A 16,142-nucleotide genomic window follows, 5' to 3' on the forward strand; every position below is an offset into this window, starting at 1 on the left:
AATAATGTACGGCACTATTGCCGCTTAAAAATTAACTAACTATTGAAAGAGGAATTATATGACAAATTCCTGTCTGGCATAAATAACATGAAATTGTTTATGAAAGCAATGAAGGGTGCGCTAAACGAAAGTAGTACGCTATCCGACCAGCTAGAAGAAAAGATCGATGAGCTAAAGTTCCACCGCATTCCAAAAAATATGCTACTTACGGACGACTATATTTATTATACCAAAAAAAACCAGTTCGAAAAAGCATCAAGGGTAGAATTCAACGTTCCAATCGATGATCAAAAGGTTCCGGTCACTATTCTTAAAAAAATGTTTCCGGACTCTAAGGATTTATTTGACAGCTTTATAATGATGCACCTAGTCACCTTTCAAATGCAGAAACGGCTTATGCCAACCTGCTTTATTGTTTACAATGATCAGAAAATGCAATTCGTGTCTTTTGACAGCTCGATAAAAACCACTATCTATAGAAAACTATATGAAATAGCAAATCGTATCGAACCAGACGGAATTATTGACGTTCTATATGTTGGGGAGATGTATAATTACGTCAATACCAAGCAGATTCTCGAATTGGAAAGTAGGGAAAGAATAAAATATAAAAACTCGGAATCACTAGTATTCTTCAAATCAAGTCGCGACCTGACCATTACGTCCTATTCTTTCGATTCGAACAAGGTAAATGATATGAAATATATAGCTTCTACCCTTCTTAGAAAAGATAACTCATTTAACAATTTGGCATTCATGAAGCCCGTAATCAATGAGTTCAAACGGCTAAATAAAAAAAATAAAAGCCCTGATTTTTCTTAAGTTCATAACCAATTTCACTAGTGTCCTATTAAAAATCAAGAAACGGACTATTAATAGTTGATTTACAAATTGTTGCATAGTATTTATGAGTAAACGGACTTCATTTTGTGAAACGATATTTCCTAAAGGAAAAGTGCGTTTCAGACATACTGGACATGATATTTTTAATTTTTAACAACGTCCCAAGTTTAGTGGGACACTAGTGAACCAATTTATGATAATAGCCCAGTGCACATAGGTGATTTGTGCCGGGATACATATCGGCCGCGCTAAGTGTTTAATACCGCGTCCTTACGCGCTAAGTGATCATAACGTACCATTTATAGTTTGTGATTGCCGCTGTTCTTCAAGAGGGAACGCATTTGAAGACATTTATTGGTTCAATGAATATAAAAAGCTCTCTATGACGTTGAGGTGTTGAATTTTGTTTCAGGATTAAATTACTTTTGGCATGTTAAATCACCCTCGTATCTTGGCATATAAAAGTCGTCAACTTTTATAACGGACTCTTCCACACGTAAATTTTGATCCGTCGGACACGTTTTATTTTAGGACTCAAGTAGTTTCAAATCAATTATAGACCTTTGACATCGACATTCGTGACCATAGTTCAAGCTTTCAAATAGAGAATCTTGTGAGAGAATTAAATATAAACTATATATTTACCAATCTACCACCTGTCACAAGAAGGTACAGGTTGGCAAGCAGATATTTGAACCGCGAAAATTGCACTAATACATTTATTATCAATACCATGAGTGAAGTTTTTTTCAGCGAACTAGATGAGCTTTATACGCGCTACGGGTATGAACCGCGAAAAAACAAGTCGAATCGCGTATACCTTTTTACGAAAAGCATTTACAACGGTGCAGACATTATAAAGACGAGTACAGACGAAGAAGCGGAGGCTCTTAAATTAGAATACTCCAAAGCTGGATATGCTGTAAAAATCCGTAATTACAAAGACATTGAAGATGCGGAATCGACGCTGTTTAAAGATTTTTTTAAAGCGGATGGCGTTATACAAAACCTGAAAAGAAGATACGATAACTTTGTCCAAAAGCTAATGTATAATCTACCAGAAAATGCGAACTACACATATATCCGAAGCTCGTACGATTATACAGAATACAATCTGAATGAAGATACCAACAGTCCAATCTCTTATAGCGCGGAAGACGACAATAATTCATTGGTAAACAATGTAGTAGAAAAACTAAACAAACACCAGGGGCCTCTGCTCATAATTATAGAAGCTGCTGCTGGATATGGAAAAACTTGTACCGCATACGAGATATTGGATAAATTCATATCGGTACCAGGAAATAAACTACCCTTCTTTACGGAATTGTCTAGGGACAGGAAAGCTTCGATCTTCAAACATATTTTGGCCTTTGAAATCGAGGAACAATTTTCGAATCGAGTAGATTCAAATGTAGTTATCCACCAAATTAAAAAAGGCAGAATTCCACTTATCATTGATGGGTTTGACGAGCTAATTACAAAAGACTTCTCCTTTTCCTCCAACCAGTTTGAGCAGGTAGAAAGCATGCTTTCAACAATTATTGACCTCTTGACAGACAATGCTAAAGTCATCATTACTTCACGCAAAACAGCTATATTCAATAGTGAGGAATTCCACAACTGGATGACCGACCGAAATGTTGATTACACACTTGCTAAAATTACCATATCGGAACCAAAAATTGAGAATTGGTTACACAAGGACCGCTTAGATATAATAAATGCCAACAACTTCCCTGTAGAACAGTTGGCAAATCCTGTTCTACTGACTTATTTGCGATATGTCAGAGTAGAGGATTTGAACCAAATGATTGTCGAAAACCAATCAATCGTTGATCGGTACTTTGAATTTCTCCTTAGCCGCGAACAGGATCGGCAAGGCCTATTGATAGAGCCAGAAACACAACTTAGGATATTTCGGAAGTTGGTGCGTTTCCTTACGGAATGGGATGTAAAGGCCGAAACGAAAGAGTTTATAAAGGACCTGATACTTGACTACAATAAAACCATATTAGAAGAAACTAAAAAAAAATATACCCCTGACAAGCGGCCGCGGATAGACCAACTGGCTGATATTCTTTCGAATCATGCTTTTTTAGACCGGAAGGAAAAGGGCATGATCGGAATTGTGAATGAATTTGTATTGGGAACGTTAGTTGGCGAAAATCTAATTTTAGGAAAATATGCACAATACGACAATGACTTCTACCAAAAACTATCTCAAACATTTGCCCTCTTAGCTGTACAAGCTTTTCAGGTACAGCCAAGGGAAAACAAGGAGAAGCTCTGGAAGGTATTTAATGACCACCCGTTCCACTACGAACCTCAGTTTTTTTTCAAGGTCGATATTGACTTTAAGAACGAAATTACTGGAAAGTACAGGATGGCAACATTAAATGATTTCCAGTTGCAGGGATACCAATTTACAAAGGAAAGACAATTTGAAAGCACAATTTTCACCGCTTGCACATTCACTGATTGTACGTTTTCACTGACTGCGTTCAAAGATTCATCTTTTGTAAACTGCCGGTTTTACAATTGTGCACTTGTCACCAACGGTCAAGCCTACTCGGACTCCTTCTTTACAACCTATGGATGTAATGATGATAACGGATTCGTACAGGAAGTTTTTGCCTGTGAAGAATCGCAGGAAGAAACCGAAGCCAATGTTGAGAGGGAGATCTTAGATCTATATTTCAAGAAAGGCAGTTTGAAACCGAGACACCGACAATTGTCATATATTAAAAATGAACTTTCAGCTTTGGACTCGAAAACTGTTAGCAGAACTTTACACAATCTTGAAACAGAAGGATATATACAACTTAACGGAGATTTAAGTTTCCTCACTCGTAAGGGTATTTCTTACTATAACGATAACTATTCAATTGTCTGATAAATGACTGAATACGGAATTGAATTGATAGAAAAAAGGCTAAAAGACAAGCTCACTAATGAATTGATGAGGACTGGCTTATTATTTCGTCTTTTTTCTAGGGTCAAAGAGCAAACTTCTATTGAAGAAAAATTTACACGCAAATCCTACTCAAAAGAAGGTGAGCTGATGCAGGACCTAATCGGTTTTAGAATAACAACATACTTCGCCGATGACCTGAAAATAGTCGTGGATTTGTGTGAAAGGCTTTTCGAAAAGGTAGAACTGGTTTATGATGAGCCAAATACCGAGGTCTTTAAGCCGCTTCGTAAAAACATGATATGTAGATTTCACCGAGATGAGAACGAGTACTTTATTGAGGTCAAGAAGACTAACGATAGATTTGAACTAATTGACAACACCTTCGAGATACAGTTTCGGACTACTCTCTCTGAAGGATGGCACGAAGTCGACCATATAATGAGATACAAGTGCAAGCCGGATTGGGCTGATTTGACCAATGAAAGCCGAATGTTAAATGGGATTTATGCGACACTTGAAACAAATGACCAAGCACTGAAAGCACTGTTCGAAGATATTGCATACCATCATTACAAATCAAAAAGATGGGAAGCCATGTTGAGGAATAAGCTCCGACTACGATTCTTGCCAAAAAAACTCAATGATGAAATTTCCACATACCTGAACAAGAATAGTGAGATTGGAAAAAATATTTTCAAAATTGATAGAAACACCATTATAAATACATATATCAATTCTACATTGGCTTTTAAGGAGGTTACTTTTGATCATTGGATATTCTTTATAAATTATTGCTTTTTGAAGGATGAATTTATAACTTCAAAAACTCCTTCTGTTTTAATTGACGAGTTTCAGTTTGCGCTTAATGGGACGTTAGAACAAGGCACGCCATAAAACATTGAATGCCATGGGGCATGTCATCGTTTCCAGTTTTCACATATTTACACCGTCCAAAAACACTAAAAAGGGCATCAAGGGTTCGATTGTGGCCCCGTCCGGACCGCCAGTTTAAAACGCAATCATCTATAAAAAAGGTGATTGCGTTTTTGTTTTTGAAGTCAACCGTTTCGGTATCTGCTTGGAAGCATGCAGCTTGCTGATCATATTGATCCGGTGCGCCAAAAGCCGTTTGCAATAGTCCCTTTTAGATATACTTCATCTCCATCGCATTGTGGATAAGCGCTGCTACGTTGGTCACCTTAAATTTTTGGAGCAGGTTTCGCCTATGGCTTTCCACCGTAAGGGGACTAATGAAAATTTTCTCGCCGATTTCGGTAGAGCTGAGCCCCTTGGCCAGCCAGTGGAGCACTTCTTTCTCCCTACGGGTAATTACAGGCAGATCTCCTGACTTCACGCTTTCTATAATCTCACGCACGTTATTGCTTAAGCCTAAGCCTCCCGATACTACCTGGCGGATGGCACCCACCACCTCATCACGGGCAGCGTTCTTGAGCAAGTACCCCGATGCCCCGGCCTGGAGCATGCGCTGGATGATGCTATGCTCATTGATATTACTGATAGCGATGACCTTACAGGCGGGGTGCAGCTGGTGTATCTCCGAGCACGCATCAATACCGTTTTTACCCGGCATATTGATGTCCAGTAGTACGATATCCACCATCTCTCGTGCCACATAGTCTAATGCAGCAATTGCATCCGTAAATGTTTCAGCGAGTCGGACGCCGGGGATATCCTGCAGCATGAACGAAAACCCTTGCAACACCACTGGATGATCGTCAATAACGATGACATTCAACATATTATCTTCCATATCAGATCGGTATTTCAATGTTTACGGTAGTGCCCCGGTCTGGCCGGCTTTCCATCTCTAAGCTCCCATGTAGCAATGCCACCCTATTTTCCACATTCTTCAATCCAAGCCCTTTCTTACCCACTTCTTTCGGATTAAAACCACAACCATCATCCTCCACGGTCAATGAGAGGGTTTGGTCGCTCTCACTGCATTGTACAATAACCTGCTTTGCGCATGCATGTTTTATGGCATTATTAAGCAGTTCCTGCACAATCCTATACACTCCGATAAGGATCGGCTGTGGATAGTTGGTACTCAAATCAAAACCGTGGAATCTGACCGATGTGGTTGGGGTATCGATATATTTACATAAGTCGGCCAATGCCGGCTTGAGCCCCATATACAGCAGCGACTCCGGCATCAAGTTTCGGGCCACCCGTCGTAGTTCGTCCACGGATCGATCGAGCTCAACGATTACGGATTCTATAGCTTCGTTCGGCACCGATGTCCGTTCCCTTTCTTTTGTTGCAACGGCCGAAAGGCGTAGCTTTACACCTGCCAATAACCCGCCGAGCCCGTCATGCAGATCCCTCGAAATCCGGTTCCTTTCCTCCTCTTGCCCCTGCACGATTGAGTGGAATTGCCTAAGCTGTTCCTGCTGTTTAAGTGTCAACAGTTCCTCTTCGTGCAACCTTTCCTGCTGGTTCAACGCTTGGCGATTGCTACGGGCCAGTCGCCACGAAAAATAAGCTATTGTCAGTGCTATCGTCAAGCTCCCTATTAAGAACATGATCCAGAGCCTGTTCCTGTCGATTGCCGATTGTTGCTTCCGATTGGCATCCTGTAGCTTCAGGATTTCATTTTCCCGTTCTACCGTCTGGAATTTCTTTTCGAGATTAAGTATTTTCAATGCCGTCTCACTCTCTTGCAGCGAATCTTTAGCCAAGGCATAATCCCGCATCTGCTCAAACGCCACTTTGTAATTGCCGAGATGATACTCTGTATTGGCCATTTCACGCGCACTTAATAGTCGGTTTTGTGCAACGGTATTCGGCGCATGGGTATCTGCTATGGTTAGGTACTTCTTCGCGTTGGTATAATCTCCCCAATCGCGGTACGTAGCATATATTTCGAAATAGAGATCGCGTTGCGAAAAATCGTCCAATAGATCTTTAGCTATCGCTATCCCTTGGTGGAAACTCTCCAGTGCGCGGCTTTTGTCCTTAATATTCCGGAAATACATCCCCGCTGTACGATAGTAATATGGAGCATAAGTAGAGTGGGGCACCGCCTTCAATTGAATTTTTGCACTATCAAGATATGTTTTCGCCTGCTTGATATCACCCCTACTCATCTCGTTTTTCGCGGCATTCACGAATACGGTCAGCTTACTCTCATGTGCCTGCTCGAACTTCGACAGTGTATGCATGGCCTGCCCATAATAATAGGCCGCCGATTCAAAATCTTGCAAGTTGGCAAGTATCAGCCCGATGTTCTGCAGGTGTTGGCTTACGGCACTACTATCGCCAGCCACGCGGGAATAGGGAAGTGTTTTTTCGATAATAATATCCAAGTATTTCGCAGCACTATCCTGCGCTTGGAGCAAGGTGCCATAGTTATTCCACGCCCTCGCCTGGTATACGTATGCCCGCGGGAATGTATATTGAGCAAGCAACTTTGCGGCTTTCAGGTAAAAGTATTTGGCCCGCTCCGGGTCGTGAGCATAAATCACATTTGCACGGTGGTGCCACATTAAGCCTTGGTAATAGCTATTGGGGTGGGTGCCCATCATTTGCCGTGCTGTATCAATATATCTGAACGCCTTGGAGGTATCACGATCGCTCCAATAAAAACTCAGGTCGAACAGGCGTTCGATACGCACGCTGTCGTTCGGCGCCTGCTTCACGAGTCGTTCCAAGCTATCCACAAATGCATTGCCCGCAGCTCCGCCCTCTTGGGCCAATGCAGGCACACAGCAGAGCCCCACGATAAGAAAAATAAAGCATCGTTTCATTCGCAATATTCAACCGTTCAAAGGTAATGGCATCGAATAGAAAAAGCAATCCCCGAAAACACGTGTTTTTCAGGCAATACCAACCATAGAAATGTTAAATTTTTTAGTAAAAATTGTAGCCACCCATTGTTTGTTTTAAAATAATTTGTATTTTTACTAAAAATATTAGAGTTATGAATGCAGTATATCCTCATCACTACGGCCTTCATTTGTACGAGTACCTGCTAATCCTCGAACCGAACGGTCTCGTGCAGAAACAACTACGGTCTTTCAAGCAGTATTTCCTTAGCAATCACCGCTACCCCAATGCCATTGTCTCCAAAGGCCACATCACACTGATGCGTTTTATTCAATATGGCAGTTATGAGAAAAGCATCATCAGGGAACTTCAGCGGATAGCCGATATAGCTACCCCTTTTAATGTAGAACTATGTGGATTTGGCAGTTTCGGCCACACACTTTTCGTGGATGTCAGGTCTCCTGCCCCTATCCTCCAGCTGGCATCCAGGCACCGGCAGCAACTTCGGCCTTTGGTAAATGGCGTTAAAGGGCATCCAGCGCGGTTTGTCACCAAGCCTCACATCACGATTGCCAGGCAACTAACGCCATCGCAACATGCGGCTATATGGCCGATTTGGAACCGCACCGAATACAACGGAGAATTCCGCGCACGAAACATGACATTGCTGAGGCGGCGTGCAGGCACACTCACCTACTCCACCGTCCATAAATTTGATTTCCTGGGTCTATCCCCCATGTTTATACAGGGGAAGCTATTTGCGTAACGAGCCTTGGTCATCACCCGGCCCTCAGCGCAGCCTCATCCCCGCACATCATTTTGCGGAGGTTATTGAGTGCATAACGCATCCTACCAAGTGCAGTATTGATGCTCACGTCGGTAACGGCAGCAATTTCTTTGAAACTCATATCGCCATAGTGCCGCATGATAAGCACCTCTTTCTGATCATCCGGAAGACGTTGTATCATCCGCCGCAGGTCGCGGTGGGTTTGCTCGCGGATCATCCGTGTTTCCACGCTTTCGTCTGCAAATTGCAGCACATCGAAAATATCAAACCCATCGCTGTTTACCACCACTGGTGTGCGCCTTTCCTTTCGGTAGTGGTCTATCACCAAGTTATGTGCAATCCGTATCACCCAAGGCAAGAACTTGCCTTCTTCATTATAACGGCCGCCCCTCAGGGTATTGATTACCTTAATAAAAGTGTCCTGGAAAATATCTTCCGCCAAGTTCTCATCTTTCACCAACAAATAGATGGATGTATATAATTTGGCCTTATATCGGTCTATCAACACCTCTAGCCCGGCTTCATCACCAGCTACATAAAGACCTATGAGCTCTTGGTCCGTTCGTTGTTCAAGCTTCATAATACGCTACTCCCGCTTTTACTATTTTCAACAAATAAGTAATCTCTTTCTTGTAGTCGTATTTCCTATAGTAGCTCTCCTTTCAATGATTCGTGTAACTGAGCCAAAGCAAAGCAAAATTTTCAGTAATTCAAAGCTTTTGTTTGAATTTCGCCTTTTTAATCTTTCTTGGCCAAGTTATGTAACAAAAAAAGCCTTATCCTCCATGTGGAAGACAAGGCCTCTTTTTCGCTTCTGAGAGCTGATTATTTGTACAGCGGATAAGCCTCCATCAAGGTTTTCACCTTATTATGTATTTTATCCAGCGCTGCTTCATCGTCGTGCTTCAATAAGGCAACATCGATCATCTCTGCAATCTCCAGCATCTGGTCTTCCTTAAGGCCACGCGTGGTGATTGCTGCCGTACCGAGCCGGATGCCCGAAGTCACAAACGGTGACCGGTCGTCAAACGGCACCATGTTCTTATTGATGGTGATGCCGGCCTTACCCAGTGCAGCTTCAGCTGCTTTACCGCTGATACCTTTGTTACGGAGATCTATGAGCATTAAGTGGTTGTCTGTTCCTCCCGATATGATGTTGTACTCTTTATTCACGAATGCCTCGGCCAGAACAGCTGCGTTTTTTTTCACTTGGATGATGTACTCCATATAGTCTTCGCTCAGCGCTTCGCCGAACGCGATTGCTTTGGCTGCAATGATATGCTCTAAAGGCCCACCCTGCGTACCGGGGAATACTGCTAAGTCTAGCAGTGACGTGATGCTCCGGACTTCGCCTTTGGGTGTTTTGATACCCCAGGGGTTCTCAAAATCTTTACCCACCATAATGAGGCCACCGCGCGGTCCGCGGAGCGTCTTGTGTGTGGTGGTTGTCACCACGTGGCAGTGCGGCAACGGGTCGCTAAGCAATCCGCGGGCGATGAGGCCTGCCGGATGGGAAATATCAGCCACAACCAATGCGCCGATTTCATCAGCCACCTTGCGGATGAAAGCATAGTCCCAATCGCGCGAATAGGCCGATGCGCCGCAAATGATTACCTTTGGTTTTTCCTGTAGGGCCACCTCTTCCAACTGCTTGTAATCAATCAGCCCCGTTTCTCTATCCACACCATAAAACAGCGGTTGGTACAACTTCCCCGAAAAGTTGACCGGCGAGCCATGGGTAAGGTGTCCGCCGTGGGAAAGGTCGAAACCTAAAATCTTGTCGCCCGGCTGCAGTAGTGCCAAAAATACCGCAGCGTTGGCTTGTGCACCCGAGTGCGGCTGCACGTTCACCCACTCAGCATCGAATAGCTTTTTAGCCCTTTCGATAGCGACCGTCTCTACTTCGTCTACGACCTCGCAACCGCCGTAATAACGCTTACCGGGCAAGCCCTCGGCATATTTATTGGTCAACACCGATCCAGCAGCTTCCATCACCTGCTTACTCACAAAGTTTTCCGATGCAATGAGTTCGATGCCTTCCTCTTGGCGCTTGAGCTCTTGGTTGATTAACTTGAATATGGTTTCGTCCCTTCTCATTGTGGTACAAAGAATTGAATGTTAAAAAGTTGCGCAAAGATATAAACTTGGGCGCAATATTCAACCCACCAACTGACTTTTGATGGTTTTTAATGCCATATCATACGGATTCTCCTCCAATGCGGCAATATGCGCCAGTAATACGGTGCTGAGCTCCTTGGCTGTTGCGGTGGACGGCAGGCCTGCACCCGCATTCCGGATGAGTGCTACCGTATTATCTTTCACCTGTCCGGTGACCGACCACGCCACATCACTCACATACAATTGCTGTGTGATATTGTGTTGGTATTCGGCCCTTATCTCGTCGACGAGCCGGCGCTCAAACTCCTTTGCGCTGAGGCCGGACATATGCAAGCGTACTGCCGCGTTGGCCGGATTTATCCGCTCAATCAGCAACACCAACCGTTCGTAAGCCTGTAGCCGCAACGGCAGCACTTCTTTATTTGCAGCATACTTCGCTTCCAACGTCTTGAGCCGGAAAACGTGGCTGTTATATTTGGTCCAAAACATCCAATTACCCACCCCCACCACCACGCATCCAGCGAATACATACTTGAAAATATCTAAAGAAAATGAAGCAATATCCATTTATTCCGTTTGTTTAGCGAACGTAAAAAATCCGAACAGCCATACAAAAGTGGGTAATATTTATGTATTTTTGCATGGTTTGGATGAATTAAATCAGCTAAGAAGATGAGTACAGCAACACAATCACCTTCAGCACCGTTGACATTGACCCAAGGGGCTGTCCAGGAACTCCAGAAACTGAAGGACCAGCAAGAGCTATCGGAAGACTTCGGATTACGTGTTGGAGTTGAAGGGGGCGGATGCGCCGGAATGAATTATATTTTAGGATTCGACCAAAAGAAAGACGGCGATTCGGAATACGATATCGAAGGCATACGGATATTCATGAATAAAGCCCACGGTTTGTATCTGGCTGGGATGCAGATTGATTTCAAAGATGGGCTGGATGCACGCGGTTTCGTGTTCAACAACCCTAACGCCGAGAGCACCTGTGGTTGCGGGTCATCGTTTTCGGCCTAATATCCCTGAGATCCTTCTCGAGAATCAATGATACGGCCGCGTCTCCACAGTTGTCCGCGGCCTCTTCTATTCCACCTATAATCAACCTTTCCTTTTTCATTTCGTACTAATTCCCTATCTTTGCAACCTCATTTTTGAACACAAACGATTGATGTACAGAGAATACAAGCAGCTGAATTTATCTGAAATCGGCAAGGATATGCTTACTTATTGGCAGCGTGAAAATATCTTTGAAAAAAGTGTGGATTCGCGGCCGGCAAGCAAGCCCTATACTTTCTACGAAGGCCCCCCTTCTGCCAATGGTATGCCCGGTATACACCACGTAATGGCACGCACCATCAAAGACATATTCTGCCGTTACAAAACCCTGAAAGGTTACCGGGTGAAACGCAAAGGTGGTTGGGACACACATGGTTTGCCCATCGAACTGGCTGTGGAAAAAACGCTTGGCATTACCAAGGAGGATATCGGAAAAACCATCTCAGTCGCCGATTACAATGCGGCGTGCCGCCGGGAAGTGATGAAGTATACGGACGTATGGAACGACCTCACTGAGAAAATGGGTTATTGGGTCGACCTCGAAAACCCGTATATCACCTACGAAAATGAGTATATCGAGACGCTGTGGTGGATATTGAAAGAATTATACCGCAAAGGCCTATTGTACAAAGGGTATACTATCCAACCCTACTCGCCCGCTGCAGGCACCGGGCTAAGCTCACACGAACTTAACCAGCCGGGCACTTATAAGCCGCTAAAAGATACGACCATAGTTGCTGAGTTCCGCATCAAGAAAGATCAGGTCCACCCAGCCATGGAAATGCTTTTCGAAGAAGAAAATGAAGATACCGCTTTCCTGGCTTGGACGACCACACCCTGGACACTGCCTGCAAACAGTGCGCTGGTGGTAGGCAAAGACATACGCTATGTAAAAATCCGCACATTCAACCAGTATACATTCGAACCGGTTAGCGTGGTATTGGCCAAAGACCTCGTGAGCCGATTCTTCAAACCCGAAGGACAACAGGTTCCGCTAAAGGAGTACCAGCGCAATGATAAGACTATCCCCTGGGAGATCAGAGCCGAATTTTTGGGTGCCGAGCTCCTCAACTTAAGGTACCATCAATTGATGCCTTACGTTACCAATGAGCTGTTGGAACAAAAGGCTTTCCGAGTCATCGCCGGTGATTTCGTCACCACCGAAGACGGTACCGGTATCGTGCATTCATCCGCAACATTTGGTGCAGACGACTTTCGCGTGAGTAAAGAAAATGATGTGCCCGGTGTTTTTGTAAAAGATGAAAACGGCAAAGAAGTCCCTATCGTAGATAAGCAGGGCCGGTTTGTCACAGAGATCGGGGAGTTTGGCGGGCGGTTTGTGAAAGAGGAATACTATAGCGATGAAGAACGGGCTGCTGCCGGGTTCAAGCCCACCGATGTGCTCATCGCCATCAAGCTGAAAGAAGAAAACAAGGCCTTTGAAGTAAAAAAATACGAACACAGCTACCCGCATTGCTGGCGTACGGATAAGCCGGTACTTTATTATCCTTTGGATAGCTGGTTCATCCGTACCACTGCTGTGAAAGACGAGTTGGTTACGCTCAACAAAACCATCAACTGGAAACCCGAGTCGACCGGCACAGGCCGCTTCGGGAATTGGTTGGAAAACCTGGTAGATTGGAACCTTTCACGCTCCCGCTATTGGGGTACCCCCCTTCCCATCTGGCGTAGCGAGGATGAAAATGAAGAACTGTGCATCGGCTCCATTGCCGAGCTGAAAGCCAAAATCGAGCAGAGCTTGGCCTCTGACGTACTGGATGAAGCCGAAAAAGGCAAACTTGAAGAATACCTGGACAAATTCGGCACCGACCAGTTGGATTTGCACCGCCCATACGTAGATGATGTGGTGCTGGTGTCTGATGGAGGTCAGAAACTTTACCGCGAACCGGATCTTATCGACGTGTGGTTCGACAGCGGTGCCATGCCGTTTGCGCAGTGGGGGCTGGACCAGGAGAAAGTAGCCGCTGGCGACGACACACCATTCAAGGACGGTTTCGAAGGGGCTTACCCCGCCGATTTCATTGCCGAGGGGGTGGACCAAACGCGGGGCTGGTTTTTCACGCTGCATGCGATATCCACCATGCTCCGCCATTCCATCGCATTCAAGAATGTGGTATCCAACGGCCTTGTGCTCGACAAAAACGGCAACAAGATGTCGAAACGCCTCGGTAACGCCGTTGATCCTTTCGCTACCATCGAAACACATAGTGCCGATGCTACCCGCTGGTATATGATCAGTAATGCAGCGCCGTGGGACAACCTTAAGTTTAACGAAGAGGGGTTGGACGAAGTGCGCCGCAAGTTCTTCGGCACTTTATACAACACTTATGCATTTTTTGCGCTATATGCCAATATAGATCGGTTCGCTTACAAGGAAGCCGACCTACCTATCGACCAACGGCCGGAAATAGACCGCTGGGTCATCTCCCTGCTCAACACATTGACCCGCGAGGTTGACCATCACTATGCCGACTTCGAGCCGACAAAAGCTGCCCGTGCCATCCAAACGTTTGTAGACGAGCACCTCAGTAACTGGTATGTCCGGCTGTGCCGCCGGCGCTTCTGGAAAGGCGACTATACCGAAGATAAGGTGTCGGCCTACCAGACGCTTTATACGTGCTTGAACACAGTTGCCAAACTCATGTCGCCTATCGCACCGTTTTTCAGCGACAGGCTCTACCTCGACCTGAATGGTGCAACCCGGAAAGAACAGGCTGAATCGGTACACTTGGCTGATTTCCCCATATACCAAGCTGAATTGGTGGACAAAGGTTTGGAAGAACGTATGGCCTTGGCACAGGATATCTCGTCCCTCACCCTATCTTTACGCAAGAAAACGGGTATCAACGTGCGTCAGCCACTTCAAAAAATCTTATTACCCGTGCTGGACGATACGTTCCGGAAGCAGGTGGAACAGGTGGCCGCACTCATCCTTTCTGAGACCAATATCAAGCAAATCGAGTTCATAGCAGACACTTCAGGTTTGGTGAAGAAGAAAATAAAGCCTAATTTCAAGACTTTAGGCCCGAAAGTAGGGAAAGACATGAAAAAAGTAGCGGCGGCTATCCAGGCATTTACGGCCGGGGAAATCGCAGAACTGGAAGAGCTGGGATCTATCGCTATCGCCAACACGCCTTACACTATCCAACTGGCCGATGTGGAAATCATTGCGGAGGATGTTGCCGGGTGGCAGGTGGCCAACCTCGGCAAACTTACTGTGGCCCTGGATATCGGCATTACGCCCGAACTGAAAAAAGAGGGTATTTCCCGGGAGCTGATAAACCGGATCCAAAACCTGCGCAAAGAGCAGGGCTTGGAAGTAACGGATAGGATAAAGGTAAGTTTGAGTGACGTTCCCGAAATTACGGAAGCAGCAACGGGCAATTTATCTTATATTCGCACCGAGATATTGGCAGACTCTTTGATATTCGAAGATAGCCTAGCAACGGGCGATACGATAGAGATTGCGGAAAAGGAATTGAATGTATTAATCGAAAAAGTGTAAAATTATGGCAAATAGCAACGAAAAAACACGGTATAGTGATGCGGAATTGCAGGAGTTCAAGGAAATCATCCTCGACAAACTGCGCGTTGCCAAAGAAGAGCTTTCGGCCTTGACCAAGTCGCTGAATAGCAGTAATGGCAATGGTACTGACGATACGGCAGGAACGTTCAAAACATTGGAAGATGGGTCGGCGACGCTGGAGAAAGAGCAGACCAACCAATTAGCGGCCCGCCAAAAGAAATTCATTGATAATCTCGAGGCCGCTTTGGTACGTATCGAAAACAAAACATACGGAATCTGCCGCGAAACCGGCAAGCTCATCCAGAAGGAACGGCTGCGTGCAGTGCCGCACACAACCCTGAGTATGGAAGCCAAATTGAAACAATATTAGACGGGCAGTCTACTTTGGCTAAGTAACATGAAAGGTTATACCAAACCCCTCATACTGATTGGATCTGTACTCTTGGTAGACCAGCTTTCCAAGTTTTGGATAAAACTGAATATGACACTCGGGCAGGAATATAAGATTCTTGGCGACTGGTTCATCATCCATTTTACCGAAAACAATGGTATGGCGTTTGGCTTGGAGTTCGGCGGCGAAGCCGGCAAATTGGCACTTTCGCTCTTCCGCATCGCTGCGGTGGTGGGCATTGCCTATGGCTTGCATCACATGGTGAAGAAAAAATACCACCGGGGTTTCATCCTCAATGTCGCCCTTATTTTCGCCGGGGCAATGGGCAATATCATCGACTCCACGTTTTACGGCCTGATTTTCAGTGAAAGCACATGGTTTGAAAAAGCGGTACTATTCCCCCCCGGTGGCGGTTACTCCAGCCTATTTCACGGCAAAGTGGTAGACATGCTGTATTTCCCCATCATACAGGGTAATTTCCCTTCGTGGTTCCCAATCTGGGGCGGTGAAGACTTTCTGTTTTTCAGACCGGTGTTCAACATTGCCGATTCAGCCATCACCATCGGCGTAGCGCTTATTCTGATTTACCAAAAGCGGTATTTCAAAGAAGAGGTAATAGAGCCCCAAAGTTACAACAGCGAAATCATCGAAGATTAAAACCACATTGGTCAACATAAAAAAAGCGGCA

13 protein-coding genes are annotated in these 16,142 nt (G+C 45.0%); 8 read left to right on the forward strand and 5 right to left on the reverse strand.

Features of this window, described 5'->3' with window-relative positions; genetic code table 11:
* Nucleotides 1-99 precede the first annotated feature (99 nt).
* The 3 genes from NGM62_RS03670 to NGM62_RS03680 all read left to right on the forward strand — a co-directional run bounded on the left by NGM62_RS03670 (nucleotide 100) and on the right by NGM62_RS03680 (nucleotide 4,654).
* Nucleotides 100-822: a hypothetical protein gene (locus NGM62_RS03670; protein ID WP_262245862.1), complete on the forward strand. Its 723-nt coding sequence runs from the start codon at nucleotides 100-102 to the stop codon at nucleotides 820-822.
* 754 nt (nucleotides 823-1,576) lie between these two features.
* On the forward strand, nucleotides 1,577-3,739 hold the full coding sequence (locus NGM62_RS03675; protein WP_262245863.1) for an NACHT domain-containing protein: 2,163 nt from the start codon (nucleotides 1,577-1,579) through the stop codon (nucleotides 3,737-3,739).
* Nucleotides 3,740-3,742: 3 nt separating this feature from the next.
* On the forward strand, nucleotides 3,743-4,654 hold the full coding sequence (locus NGM62_RS03680) for a hypothetical protein (RefSeq protein ID WP_262245864.1): 912 nt from the start codon (nucleotides 3,743-3,745) through the stop codon (nucleotides 4,652-4,654).
* A 250-nt stretch (nucleotides 4,655-4,904) separates the two neighbouring features.
* On the opposite strand, the gene NGM62_RS03685 is transcribed toward NGM62_RS03680, so the two are convergent.
* Together NGM62_RS03685 and NGM62_RS03690 are read right to left on the reverse strand one after the other, a co-directional pair.
* On the reverse strand, nucleotides 4,905-5,531 hold the full coding sequence (locus NGM62_RS03685; RefSeq protein WP_262245865.1) for a response regulator transcription factor: 627 nt from the start codon (nucleotides 5,529-5,531) through the stop codon (nucleotides 4,905-4,907).
* A 1-nt stretch (nucleotide 5,532) separates the two neighbouring features.
* The gene (locus tag NGM62_RS03690) at nucleotides 5,533-7,527 is read right to left on the reverse strand and encodes a tetratricopeptide repeat-containing sensor histidine kinase (protein ID WP_262245866.1); all 1,995 of its coding nucleotides are present in this window, start codon (nucleotides 7,525-7,527) and stop codon (nucleotides 5,533-5,535) included.
* Nucleotides 7,528-7,700: 173 nt separating this feature from the next.
* Here NGM62_RS03690 and NGM62_RS03695 point away from each other — a divergent pair, with 173 nt between their 5' ends.
* Nucleotides 7,701-8,312, forward strand: coding sequence for a 2'-5' RNA ligase family protein (locus NGM62_RS03695; protein ID WP_262245868.1), 612 nt, complete (start codon nucleotides 7,701-7,703; stop codon nucleotides 8,310-8,312).
* A 13-nt stretch (nucleotides 8,313-8,325) separates the two neighbouring features.
* Here the strand turns inward: NGM62_RS03695 and NGM62_RS03700 are convergent, their stop codons facing one another.
* The 3 genes from NGM62_RS03700 to NGM62_RS03710 form a co-directional block, all read right to left on the reverse strand.
* Nucleotides 8,326-8,913, reverse strand: coding sequence for an RNA polymerase sigma factor (locus NGM62_RS03700; protein WP_262245870.1), 588 nt, complete (start codon nucleotides 8,911-8,913; stop codon nucleotides 8,326-8,328).
* A 245-nt stretch (nucleotides 8,914-9,158) separates the two neighbouring features.
* Entirely contained in the window at nucleotides 9,159-10,430 is a 1,272-nt protein-coding gene (glyA, locus tag NGM62_RS03705) for a serine hydroxymethyltransferase (RefSeq protein ID WP_262245871.1), read from the reverse strand.
* A 60-nt stretch (nucleotides 10,431-10,490) separates the two neighbouring features.
* Entirely contained in the window at nucleotides 10,491-11,018 is a 528-nt protein-coding gene (locus NGM62_RS03710; protein WP_262245873.1) for a DUF7935 family protein, read from the reverse strand.
* A gap of 105 nt (nucleotides 11,019-11,123) precedes the next feature.
* Between NGM62_RS03710 and NGM62_RS03715 the strand changes: the two genes are divergently transcribed.
* The 4 genes from NGM62_RS03715 to NGM62_RS03730 all read left to right on the forward strand — a co-directional run bounded on the left by NGM62_RS03715 (nucleotide 11,124) and on the right by NGM62_RS03730 (nucleotide 16,111).
* The gene (locus NGM62_RS03715) at nucleotides 11,124-11,477 is read left to right on the forward strand and encodes a HesB/IscA family protein (RefSeq protein ID WP_262245874.1); all 354 of its coding nucleotides are present in this window, start codon (nucleotides 11,124-11,126) and stop codon (nucleotides 11,475-11,477) included.
* 151 nt (nucleotides 11,478-11,628) lie between these two features.
* Nucleotides 11,629-15,042: an isoleucine--tRNA ligase gene (gene ileS, locus NGM62_RS03720; protein WP_262246000.1), complete on the forward strand. Its 3,414-nt coding sequence runs from the start codon at nucleotides 11,629-11,631 to the stop codon at nucleotides 15,040-15,042.
* A 4-nt stretch (nucleotides 15,043-15,046) separates the two neighbouring features.
* Nucleotides 15,047-15,433: a TraR/DksA family transcriptional regulator gene (locus NGM62_RS03725; RefSeq protein ID WP_262245875.1), complete on the forward strand. Its 387-nt coding sequence runs from the start codon at nucleotides 15,047-15,049 to the stop codon at nucleotides 15,431-15,433.
* A gap of 27 nt (nucleotides 15,434-15,460) precedes the next feature.
* Nucleotides 15,461-16,111: a lipoprotein signal peptidase gene (locus NGM62_RS03730; protein ID WP_262245876.1), complete on the forward strand. Its 651-nt coding sequence runs from the start codon at nucleotides 15,461-15,463 to the stop codon at nucleotides 16,109-16,111.
* Nucleotides 16,112-16,142: the final 31 nt, after the last annotated feature.

The sequence above is a fragment of the Parapedobacter soli genome, assembly GCF_025460835.1.
Lineage (GTDB): Bacteria > Bacteroidota > Bacteroidia > Sphingobacteriales > Sphingobacteriaceae > Parapedobacter > Parapedobacter soli.

Coding starts and splice junctions, on each gene's coding strand:
- NGM62_RS03685 (WP_262245865.1), bottom strand. CDS start 5,531: ATGGAAGATAATATGTTGAATGTCATCGTTATTGACGATCATCCAGTG.
- NGM62_RS03700 (WP_262245870.1), bottom strand. CDS start 8,913: ATGAAGCTTGAACAACGAACGGACCAAGAGCTCATAGGTCTTTATGTA.
- NGM62_RS03690 (WP_262245866.1), bottom strand. CDS start 7,527: ATGAAACGATGCTTTATTTTTCTTATCGTGGGGCTCTGCTGTGTGCCT.
- NGM62_RS03725 (WP_262245875.1), top strand. CDS start 15,047: ATGGCAAATAGCAACGAAAAAACACGGTATAGTGATGCGGAATTGCAG.
- NGM62_RS03675 (WP_262245863.1), top strand. CDS start 1,577: ATGAGTGAAGTTTTTTTCAGCGAACTAGATGAGCTTTATACGCGCTAC.
- NGM62_RS03670 (WP_262245862.1), top strand. CDS start 100: ATGAAAGCAATGAAGGGTGCGCTAAACGAAAGTAGTACGCTATCCGAC.
- NGM62_RS03730 (WP_262245876.1), top strand. CDS start 15,461: ATGAAAGGTTATACCAAACCCCTCATACTGATTGGATCTGTACTCTTG.
- NGM62_RS03715 (WP_262245874.1), top strand. CDS start 11,124: ATGAGTACAGCAACACAATCACCTTCAGCACCGTTGACATTGACCCAA.
- NGM62_RS03710 (WP_262245873.1), bottom strand. CDS start 11,018: ATGGATATTGCTTCATTTTCTTTAGATATTTTCAAGTATGTATTCGCT.
- ileS (WP_262246000.1), top strand. CDS start 11,629: ATGTACAGAGAATACAAGCAGCTGAATTTATCTGAAATCGGCAAGGAT.
- glyA (WP_262245871.1), bottom strand. CDS start 10,430: ATGAGAAGGGACGAAACCATATTCAAGTTAATCAACCAAGAGCTCAAG.
- NGM62_RS03695 (WP_262245868.1), top strand. CDS start 7,701: ATGAATGCAGTATATCCTCATCACTACGGCCTTCATTTGTACGAGTAC.
- NGM62_RS03680 (WP_262245864.1), top strand. CDS start 3,743: ATGACTGAATACGGAATTGAATTGATAGAAAAAAGGCTAAAAGACAAG.